The sequence below is a fragment of the Moorena sp. SIO4G3 genome, assembly GCF_010692305.1.
GTDB lineage: Bacteria > Cyanobacteriota > Cyanobacteriia > Cyanobacteriales > Coleofasciculaceae > Moorena > Moorena producens_A.
The window spans coordinates 1-11,485 of the sequence record NZ_JAAHIG010000287.1 but is presented as its reverse complement, the minus strand read 5'-3'; the positions used below and the strand labels follow the sequence as shown (position 1 = coordinate 11,485).

Genomic DNA, 11,485 nt, shown 5'->3' with positions numbered 1-11,485 from the left:
TGCCAGTAACTGATCACCAGCATCCACTCCTGCCACTGCCGCAGGAGAATCCATCTCCACAAACTGGATCCAGTCCTGACCATTGTCAGTTCTCACCTTCACCCCCAAGTAAGGCACAGAGTCTTCATCCACAGCCACCACTTGTAAGCCAAAGGGTTTGAGATACTCATTGAAGGGCAATTCCCCCTTACCCTCAATAGTCTTCGAGAAGAAATTACTTAAATCTAGCTCTGCTACGGATTCTATTACCTCTCGCAGTTGTTGGGGAGTAAAGCCAATTTCCCCTTTACCAAACTGCTCCCACATAATTCTTATCACATCATCAAGGGATCGCTTATTTCCATGGCGCTCCCGGATTAACAAATCCAGCAATAATGACACCATTTCCCCTTTCAAATAATAGGAAATTTGGTTATTATCACTGTTAGCATCCCGTCGATAAAGCTTAATCCAAGCATCAAAACTCGACTCATCCAGTGGCTGCACCTTACGTCCTGGTGTAGTTAAAAACCGAGTAATTTCTTTACTCAAATTCTCTAACAACGTCTTAGCATCATAGATACCGGCTCGTTGGGGAATTAATAAGTCATAGTAACTGGTTGTTCCCTCAGAAAACCACAACGATGTCGTATAATTTTCCTTTTCATAGTCAAACGTTTCTAGGGCTAATGGTCGAATCCGCTTAACATTCCACAAGTGAAAGAACTCATGAGCCACCAGTTGCAAGAAGCGATTGTACTTATCCTTTGCCCGAAAACCAAAGCGCAAGTAAATTAACGAACAACTATCCTTATGTTCCAATCCCCCAAAGCCACTAGCCGTTAGATAGAGCAAGAACAAATAGTGGTCATAAGGTAAACCCCCAAACAGCTCAGCTTCTACCTTGATAATCTTTGTAGTATCCTCAATAATCCGCTTTGGGTCAGCATTCCCCTCTCCCCAGATGGCCAATTGATGGGGTTTGCCCAAAACCTCAAAGTCATAGAGCTTATGATCACCAATTTCAAAGGGACTATCGACTAAGGTATCAAAATCCCTTGCCTCAAAGGTATTAAATTTGCCTGACACTGCTGGTAAAGGTGTAGTCACCCGCCAATCGGGATGAGGTGGCGCGATAGTAACCTGGCAAGGGTGTTGTTCAAATCCTGGGATGAAGAAGAACAGAGCAGCACCATTAAAATAGCCGTGGCTAGCATCTAGGTGATTAGTGCGTACCGTTAATTCATTAGCAAAGATACGATAACGCACAGTGATAGCCGACGCATCACCAGTTTCCACTAGCCAATGATTCTTGGCCAGTTTCCGCCACGGTAAAGACTGGGTAGGATTACCGTTATCCGCAGAGAAATCTTGTAAATGTCGAGCATACTCCCGCACTAAGTAAGAGCCTGGAGTCCAAACGGGCATCTTTAAATCTAACAAAGGGGCTTCCCAGCCTTCCACTTGTAGCGTTACCTCAAACAGATGGGATTGAGGCTGAGGCATAGCGACATGGTAGTGAATAGCTAGGGTACTAGTGGTTGTGCTGCTCCGAAAAATAGTTCTTGCTTCAGTCATTACTCAAGATTAGGGATTACCATTTAGCTCTAAGGGTAGCAATCCTCTGAGCAGATAGCATTTTCATTTGAGATGTAAACATAGAGGAAATAGGGAATAGGGAATAGGGAATAGGGAATAGGGAATAGGGAATAGGGAGCAGGGAATAGGGAATAGTAGGAAAGAGAGCAGAGTTTTTGGTGTTATGATAAATCAGCCTTGGGTTTAGGTAATTATAGACACGTAAACTTTGTAAATAATTGTATTTTTACTAAGTAAATAATTATCAATTTATTTTAAAAAAATATGAAAAATAAATAACCTTTTAGACAGTAATTAAAATTTTGTATTTTTTGGTAATATCCGATTTGATAGCAATCCTAAATCAATTTAGAGAATGTTTGTTCCCTGCTCCCTACTTCCTACTCCCTACTCCCTATTCCCTACTCCCTATTCCCTATTCCCTACTCCCTTTACTAAATCTTGAATCCTCGACCTGTCCAAAACAATTGATAATTAACTTGGGTAATCTCGATGTCTCCCGACCCTGACAACAGCGGTAGAGAGAGACTTATGACATCCCCCAAGCGTCCACCACTAGTTAAACCGAAAGCCCCAGCGCTGATTTTATGGATTTACAGATTATCGAACGAGATGGTAGACGATACCTTCCTACCGAGCAGTTGTCGATGACCGAATGGCCTCGGCTCACCACAAACCAACCTCTACCAACCCTTCCTCTCAAAGTAGATGACCTGTTTTTAATCACAGATACCCTAGGGAATATTTCGGGGAACTTAGAAAACGAAACTAATAGCACAACCGGATTATTTTGTCAAGATACCCGCTTTCTCTCTCGCTTAGAGTTACAAATTGAAGGGCAACTCCCCATTCCCCTTAGTAGCAGTGCTGAGGAAGGATTTGTCCTATCGGTCATGTGTTGCAATCCCCGTTCACCTAATCTTCCTCCAAAAACCCTAGGCATTCAGCGGCAGCTAGCCCTCCATGGTGGCTTATGGGAAGAAATTGTAATCACCAATTACGACACTCAACCCCTTAGCTTCAGCGTCAGCCTCAGTTTTGATGCCGATTTTAAAGACTGGTTTGAAGTCCGGGGTCATCAGCGACAGCAACGGGGAACTCACCTGCGTTTACTACCACCTGATATGGATTTAGAAACGCTGCTAACCCTAACTGAGTTCAACACCAATACCATCAACCTAGCTTACCAGGGACTCGATAACTCCCTGATTGAATCTCAGATCCACTTGATGCACCGTCTCCCAGACACCTACAAAGGGAACACAGCGGTTTGGGAGTTGTGCCTCAAGCCTGGCGCTACTGAAACCTTAGGCTATCGACTGGAACTGGTCACCCACAAAGCGCGAATCACTACAGCTAAACCTCCAACTACCCTTGAACAAGCTAAGACCGCTAACTTACTCCAAAACCAGGAATGGTATAAACAGGTAACTCACATTAGCTGCGATAATGAAACCGTTAACCAATTGATTTCTCGGGCAACACGAGACATCTTTTTACTCAGGCAGACTATTAATGGCTGCACAGTTCTTTCCGCAGGAGTACCTCGGTTTTCCACCTTGTTTGGCCGAGATTCCTTAATTGCTGCCTCACAAACCTTAATCCTTGACCCTACTATCGCTCTTAGGACTCTGGAAATTTTAGCCCAGTACCAAGGCCAAGAGGATAACCCATTGCGGGATGAGCAACCGGGTAAGATTTTGCATGAACTCCGGGTTGGGGAATTGGCTCGCTGTCGGGAAATTCCTCACACTCCCTACTACGGTACAGTTGATGCTACCCCACTGTGGCTGATGCTCTATGCCGAGTACTATGCTTGGACCAATGACACAACTACCCGAGACTTGCTTTGGCCTAATGCTTTGGCTGCCATGGATTGGATTGATCGTCAATCTCAGCAAAACGGCTATCTCTGTTATCAGCGCCAATCCAAAAAGGGTTTGCGTAATCAAGGGTGGAAGGATTCCGGTGATTCCATGGTCACTCGTGATGGTTCCCTAGCAACGGGAGCGATCGCATTATGCGAAGTCCAAGCTTATGTCTATGGCGCTAAAGTTAGGCTAAGCCATCTGGCCAGGATCAAGCAGCGAATTGATTTAGCCGAGCGTTGGGAAAACCAAGCCAAGGAGCTCAAGCAACGCTTCAATCAGGATTTTTGGCTAGACGACCTAGACTTCTGTGCCTTAGCACTAGATGGAGAAGGTAAACTCGTAGATAGCATAACCTCCAATCCTGGTCATTGCTTGTCATTGGGTATTTTTACTCCAGAAAAAGCAGCTAGTGTAGCAAAGCGGCTGTTAGAACCAGATATGTTCAATGGTTGGGGGATTCGTACCCTCAGTAATCAATCCGCTGCTTACAACCCGATCAGCTATCATGTGGGCTCAGTCTGGCCTCACGAAAATTCCTTGATTGCGCTGGGATTGCGTACGCTAAATCAAGTCGATCAAGCCTTAGAAATTGCCAAAGGCATGATTGACATGACAGTTGAGCAACCCTACTATCGTCCTCCAGAACTATTCTCTGGTTACCAGCGCACTCCCAACAGCTCTCCGGTCAAGTATCCAGGAGCCTGTCCTCTCCAAGCCTGGGCAACTGGCAGTATTTTCCAACTGCTGCAAATGATGGTGAATTTGCGCGCCGTAGCTCCAGGAAACAATTTACATATTTTCAAACCAACTTTACCAAATTTTATCAATCAACTCTTAGTTCGTAACTTGCGGATTGGCTCAACGGTGCTAGACTTGCAATTGGAACGAGCTGACACAACCACCACCTGTAAAGTGGTCAAAAATTCCGGTAACCTCACGGTTGTGATCGAAAGCTAATCCAGTTAATGGCAAAGGGAAAAGACAAAGCATAGCGCTATAAATTTGTCCGATTTGACAAAGGTAAGGCTTTCATAGAATTGACCCTTACCACTGAGCGCTGATCTCCCACGCACTTCCTTTATACTTGCGCTCGTGCCGATGATTGGCAAGCTGTCTTGACCATTAGTGCGTGGGAGTTGAAACCTATTGTTCAGGGTGTTTGAGTGTAGGTGGGGTATCGGCAGGTGCAACCTGTGGCGAATTTAATTCTTCATGGGTCAAGCACACCTAGCAAAATTATTTTAATCATAATTAAAAGCTTAATTGTTTCCATGTATTTTCCAACTGCCTTGTCGATCTAGGGGAATCATGTAATTATGGCGGTTGCTTACTTAAAGCTTGGCACACCCCGCCCTAATTCAAATAACGATAGTGGGGTAAGCGATTGCCCCACTGCCTGAAGATCCCAAGGAGTGAGCCAATCTCCGACGACAATCCTACTCCCTGCTAGCCAAGGGCTACAGCGGGAGTAGGTTACAGACCCACCATGGACAAGACACGCTAAGTTACTATGTCTAGTTTGTTACGAGCTGTTCTCCAAAGTAACGAGAAAGCTGATTTGCGTCAGTTTATCAGCCAACTGCGATCTGAACAAGAGCAGTACTTTCTAAGGAATCAGATTCTGCAAGCGTTTGATAATTACTGCACTACTCATGACAAGCCTGCTTACTTTAAAAGAACTTCCTCTATCGCCGAACTACTGAACTATACCCACGAAATTATTCTGGAAGAGAAAAACCTTTGGCTTCTCCTGCGGACAAGGGTTGCTTCTCAAGAAATCTATCGGCTAGCAGCGGATTTGGCCAGTTTTGAACCAATGCCAGTGGAGGAGTTACTAAGCTTACGCGATCGCTGGGTTAAGCGCTACTTCCCAGAAAAAGGGGGTCTGCTAGAAATTGATGTTGGTCCGTTTTACAAAAATACTCCTACAATTCGTGACCCGAGAAAGATTGGCAATGGACTGGAGTTTCTTAACCGTTACTTATCTAGCCAATTATTTGCTGACTCTAAGCAATGGCTAGAAGAGCTGTTGAAAAACTTACGAGCACACCACTACGACCAGACGCCATTACTGCTCAACAACCGAATTGACTCAACGACCCAACTCTTTGACAAGCTTAAGGAAGCACTAACATTAGTCGGGGATCTACCAGCTCATACCCCCTATGAAAAGTTTCGCTTCGAGCTTCAAGTTCTCGGTTTTGAAGCAGGTTGGGGTAACACTGCTGGTCGGGTGCGCGAAACCCTAGAACTCCTTGAGCGGTTAATGGACGCTCCTGATCATGCAGTACTCGAAGCCTTTATTTCTCGTATTCCCCTGATCTTTCGGGTTGTTCTGGTTTCCGTTCATGGCTGGGTTGGCCAAGAAGGAGTCTTGGGTCTTCCCGAAACCGCTGGTCAAGTGGCATACGTCATCGACCAAGCCAGTAGCCTGGAACAAACCATCCAAAACAATATTAAACTCTCAGGTCTTGACGTTCTGGGCGTCGAACCAAAGGTGATCGTTCTGACTCGCCTAATTCCCAACTGTGAAGGTACCCAGTGCAATCTACGCCTAGAAAAAATCCAAGGCACCAGCAACGGTTGGATTTTGCGGGTTCCTTTCCAGGAATTTAACCCAAACGTCACTCAAAACTGGATTTCCAAATTTGAGATCTGGCCCTATCTCGAATCCTTTGCCTTAGATTCAGAAAAAGCCCTGCTAGAAGAATTCCAGGGTAGTCCAGACTTAATTATCGGAAACTATTCCGATGGGAGTTTAGTTGCGTTTCTGCTGGCGAGACGCCTAAACGCTATCCATGGCAGTATTGCTCACACCATGGAAAAGCCTAAATATCTGTTTAGTGACCTCTACTGGAAAGACTTTGAGTCCCAATACAACTTCTCCATACAATTCACCGCTGATTTAATTGCGATGAATTCAGCAGATTTCATTCTGACCAGTACCTATGAGGAGCTTGTGGGAACACCAAACAGTGTAGGCTACTACGAGTCTTACAAGTCTTTCAGTATGCCTGAACTGTATCATGTGGTGAATGGGATTGAGTTATTCAGCCCCAAGTTTAATGTGGTACCACCAGGGGTCAACGAAAACATTTTCTTTCCCTACACTCAGACATCAGACCGGATTGCCCACGACAGTGAACGGGTTAAAGACTTGCTGTTGACCAAGGAAGACCCCGAAATTATCGGCTATCTCAACAGTCCTAAGCAGCGCCCGATTCTCAGCATTGCGCCCCTAACCTCAATCAAGAATCTGACTGGCTTAGTGGAATGCTTTGCTAGTTCCAAAGAACTTCAGCAACAGTGCAACCTAATTTTAATCACTAGCCATGTCAGGGTTGAGGACGCCACTGATCCAGAAGAGAAAGGCGAAATCGAGAAGCTCAACCAGCTAATTAAGCAATACCATCTTCAAGGCAAAATTCGATGGATCGGACTACGTCTGACCACCCCCGATATCGGCGAATCCTACCGAGTCATTGCTGATTTGGGGGGAATTTTAGTCCATCCTGCTCGCTTTGAAGCCTTTGGTCTCACGGTTTTAGAAGCCATGATCTCGGGTTTACCAACATTTGCCACTCAATTTGGTGGACCATCAGAGATTATTCAAAACGGCGATAATGGGTTTCTCATTAATCCCACAGACTTGCAAGGGACTGCCGAAAAAATCCAGGAATTTATCTCAAAGTGCGAACACACCCCTGACTATTGGCAGAAAATTTCTCAAGCAGGTATCAAGCGAGTTCGGGATAAATACAATTGGCAGTTGCATACCAAGCAGCTCCTCTCACTCGCCAAAATTTACGGATTCTGGAGTGAAACCTCTAAAGAAAGCCGAGAAACTCTGCTGCGCTACCTAGAAGCTTTGTTCTATCTGATTTACAAACCCAGAGCGACAAACTTACTAGCCAAGCATAGCTCGCGTTAATCAGAGATTATGGGCTATAAAAAAGTGAGGAGGGGGAGCAGAAAGCATCACAACTTAATGGTTGAGCTGACTGTTTCTAAAGTAATGCTTAAAAGCATTCAAGTTCTACTGATTTTAAGCTAATAAGAACTCACTCTTAGTTAATTTCCTGGTAATTTCCGCTTAATCCGGAATTTCCTAGCTAAGATCCACTGAGATGGAGATTATTCCGCTCTTTGTAATGGTTACGACACCTACGAATGACCCCCAGTTCGTAGCCCTGTCCCTAGTAGTTAAGGTGAGGGAAAAATGTGCTGCTAGCCCAACAAGCCTTTACAACATTGCCCTTCGCGGAAGCAGGACTAAGTCCGGCAAACGTTACTCCTATATCTCAGTGTCTTGATGCAGTCGCTCATGGGGGAAACCCCCGCAGGTCGGCGCTGCATCGCTTTTACAAAACCCGTGCAATCATGGAGGCTGATTCTAGAAATTACTACTTAGAGAAATTACTAGTTATTAAGCCTCCTATCCTTCACTGACTTCAACTTATCGTCCGATGTCGGCTACCAACAGCTAACCAAAGATTTGTTGATGTGTCAGTTAATGCGGAAATCGCATAATTATTAGTGAATTCACTAATTATGGGCAATTTGCCTGAGCCAATAAGTATTTCAATTAATTGCTAGTAGCCTTCCCTTGACAGCAGGGGTTTAGATTGTCGGGTATGGGGTATGGGCAAAATTTGGTGTTAGTGATCCGAGTTTCAAGGGTGGCGTTTTGCCATCTTCTGTTCACACCCCCATCACCCCTATCTCCAACTCCCATTACCCTACACCCGTTTGCCCCACAAGCGAAGGGAAGCGCTTGACCTCACTCAAGGAACCACCGACCACAGCAACACTAACGACTAACTATGGATGCCAAAGTATCGTCCCCATCTAGCTCTAACCACATCTACAGCGACTGGACAGTAACTGAGACCAAGTTTGATCCGACTCAATTGCACTACAAGGAAACCGTTTTTACCATTGGCAATGGTTACCTCAGTACCCGAGGTAGCTTTGAGGAAGGGTATCACGGTGCATGGCCAATGACATTGATTAATGGTGTCTACGACGATGTGCCAGTTGTCTATACTGAACTGGCTAATTGTCCTGATTGGCTACCGATCGTGATCGTTGTAGAAGGTGAACGCTTTCGTCTTGATCAAGGCGAGATCTTGCACTACGAACGTCAACTTGACCTGCATCGAGGCAAGCTAACTCGTGATTTGCGTTGGCGTAGTCCTGGTGGTAAGACTATCGATATCCATGTCGAGCGTTTTGCCAGTATGGCTGATGACCATGTGTTAGCCCTTCGCTTTCAAATCACTCCGGTGGATTTCGATGGAGCCATCGAAATTCAAGCCAGCATCAATGGCTACCCAGATAACCAAGGGGTGCTACACTGGGAATGGTTGAAACAGGGTCAGATTTCAACCGGAACTAACCAGACATCAGAAGGAGGTATCTGGTTACACGTTCGCACCCGTCATACGGGTATCGAACTGGGTATGGCTTCGAGAGTCAGTGTAAGTGGTGTTGATGATGCCAAAATACAGCTAAAGGGTTGTGAAGGTCACCCCACCTTAGCTACTAGCTTACAAGTGCGCTCAGGACAGCTAGTCACCCTGGATAAAGTAATTACTGTGTTCACATCTCGGGACACCGAAACCCCAGAAAAGGTAGCCCAGGAACACCTGGTGAACCAACCAGATTATCTAACCCTATTCTCTCGACATGAGGCAGCTTGGGATAAGATTTGGCAAGATAGTGATGTTGTCATTGAAGGGGACCTCAACGCTCAGATTGCTATACGCTACAATTTGTTCCAACTTTTCATTAGTGCTCCTCGTCATGATGACCGGGTGAATATTCCCGCTAAAACCCTTTCTGGTTTTGGCTATCGGGGTCACGTTTTCTGGGACACAGAAATTTTTATGCTGCCGCTGATGATATTAACTCAGCCCCAGATTGCCAAGAATTTGCTGACCTACCGTTACCATACTTTACCTGGGGCAAGGCGTAAAGCTAAGCTTCAGGGCTATCCGGGAGCCGTTTACGCCTGGGAAAGTGCTGACACCGGTGACGAAGTAACCCCTCGCTGGGTTCTCTCTGCTGAGAAGGATGGAGACCCGATCCGAATTTGGTGTGGCGATCGCGAACTGCACATCACTACTGATGTCGTCTATGGTATCTGGAAATATTGGCAGGCTACCGGTGATGATGACTGGGTGGTAAACTACGGTGCTGAGATTATCCTAGATACAGCGGTATTCTGGGGAACTCGGGTTGAGTGGAATGGTAAACGGGAACGCTATGAACTCCGGGATGTGATTGGTCCGGATGAATACCACGAAGGGATAGACAACAATGCCTTCACCAACCGCATGGTTCAATGGCACCTAGAGACTGCTCAGTTCGTCCTAGACTGGTTGCGTCGGGAACATCCACAGAAAGCTAAAGAACTCGAAGAAACACTGGAGCTAACCCCAAGCCGAGTTAGTCTGTGGTCTGAAATTATCCGTCGGATGTGGATACCCTATGACCATGAAAAGGACTTAATCGAACAGTGTGAGGGGTTCTTCCAAATTGAAGATATTAACCTGGAAGATTACGAGCCACGTACCCGTTCCATGCAGGCTCTCCTTGGCATTGAGGGAGCAAGTAAAAAGCAAGTGCTCAAGCAGCCCGATGTCTTGATGTTGCTATACCTGATGCGGGAGCAGTACGGCGTAACCTCTGATCCAGAGAAATACCGAGAAATTTTGCAACGAAATTGGGACTACTATTCTCCTCGCACCGATCACACCTATGGTTCGTCCCTCGGTCCTGCGGTTCACGCCATCCTCGCCTGTGAATTAGGAAAGACCGAGGAAGCTTATGTACACTTTATGCGGGCAGCGATGGTAGACCTCGAAAATGTGCGGGGTAACGCTCATGAAGGAATTCATGGTGCTTCCGGTGGTGGTGTATGGCAAGCTATAATCTTTGGATGCGCTGGGATCAAGTTCACAGACAATGGACCTGTTGCTATTCCCCACTTCCTACCGGGCTGGACACGTCTCAAGTTTAAGCTGCAATGGCGTGGAAAGAAGTACGAGTTTGATCTCAATCCAGAAACCAGTACTCAAACAGCACAATCTGAGGCTACCATCTCCCCAAGTTCTCGACCCCCCGGCTCTCCAGCTCAAATCCAGGGTGTGATTTTTGACTTAGATGGCGTAATCACCGATACCGCAGAATATCATTACCAAGCTTGGCAAAAACTAGCCGATGAACAGGGTATTCCCTTTAATCGCGAGGCCAACGAAGCACTGCGGGGCCTTTCACGTCGAGAGTCCCTGATGGCACTTCTGAACGGTCGCTCAGCTACAGAAGACCAACTCCAAGAGATGATGGATCGCAAAAATAAGTACTATTTGGAACTGATCAAGAACATCTCTAAGGCTGACTTACTACCTGGAGCTCTAGAGTTACTGACTGAACTCAAGGAAGCTGGTATAAAAGCTGCGATTGGCTCCGGTAGCAAAAATGCCAAGGAAGTTATGGAACGATTGGGTATTAGCGATCGCATTGATTCAATTTCTGACGGCTACAGTGTGACCCGCTCTAAGCCAGCACCAGATCTCTTCTTGCACGCAGCACAGCAGTTGGGATTGGAACCCGCTTATTGTGTAGTAGTAGAAGATGCCGGGTCTGGTGTCGAAGCCGCTCTAGCTGCTGGTATGTGGGCTGTAGGACTTGGTCCAGTTGAACGAGTTGGAGCAGCTCACCTGGTGTTACCCAGTCTCGAAGGCGTACACTGGAGCAACCTCCACAAACAATTGGCAGGGAATCGTTTAATTCCTTGTTAGGGTATTTAAAACTAAATATTTGGAACTAAATTGGCTGGGTGAAGTCTAATTCACCCAGCCATATTTTTTTAGTTATAGTCCTGAGTACTGAGTAGCAAGTGCCGAGTGAAGTACCCCAACCTGCTTGACCTTTGGTCACGCTACGCGAACGCTGAGGTTGGGGCTTCCAATTCTCAACTCAAATCAGGGACGGTCTTATTCGTCTTTGAGGTTTCCCGCGCGCGTCCCCGA

Annotated in this window: 6 protein-coding genes; 5 read left to right on the top strand and 1 reads right to left on the bottom strand. The window is 46.1% G+C overall.

The window, feature by feature from the left end; all coding sequences use genetic code 11:
• Positions 1–1,557, bottom strand: a 1,557-nt coding sequence (locus tag F6J99_RS33185) for a M61 family metallopeptidase (RefSeq protein WP_293119449.1), incomplete at its 3' end; no start/stop codon positions are given.
• 347 nt (positions 1,558–1,904) lie between these two features.
• On the opposite strand from F6J99_RS33185, the gene F6J99_RS33180 reads away from it, so the two are divergent.
• The 5 genes from F6J99_RS33180 to pgmB all read left to right on the top strand — a co-directional run bounded on the left by F6J99_RS33180 (position 1,905) and on the right by pgmB (position 11,254).
• Positions 1,905–2,087 carry a hypothetical protein gene (locus tag F6J99_RS33180; RefSeq protein ID WP_293119447.1) on the top strand — a complete coding sequence of 61 codons (183 nt, stop codon included), beginning with the start codon at positions 1,905–1,907 and terminating at the stop codon, positions 2,085–2,087.
• 78 nt (positions 2,088–2,165) lie between these two features.
• The gene (locus tag F6J99_RS33175; RefSeq protein ID WP_293119445.1) at positions 2,166–4,406 is read left to right on the top strand and encodes an amylo-alpha-1,6-glucosidase; all 2,241 of its coding nucleotides are present in this window, start codon (positions 2,166–2,168) and stop codon (positions 4,404–4,406) included.
• Between the two features lie 553 nt (positions 4,407–4,959).
• Entirely contained in the window at positions 4,960–7,380 is a 2,421-nt protein-coding gene (locus F6J99_RS33170) for a sucrose synthase (RefSeq protein ID WP_293119443.1), read from the top strand.
• 290 nt (positions 7,381–7,670) lie between these two features.
• Positions 7,671–7,898, top strand: coding sequence for a hypothetical protein (locus F6J99_RS33165; RefSeq protein WP_293119442.1), 228 nt, complete (start codon positions 7,671–7,673; stop codon positions 7,896–7,898).
• A 374-nt stretch (positions 7,899–8,272) separates the two neighbouring features.
• Complete coding sequence (gene pgmB, locus F6J99_RS33160; RefSeq protein WP_293119440.1) at positions 8,273–11,254, top strand: beta-phosphoglucomutase; 2,982 nt, start codon at positions 8,273–8,275, stop codon at positions 11,252–11,254.
• Positions 11,255–11,485: the final 231 nt, after the last annotated feature.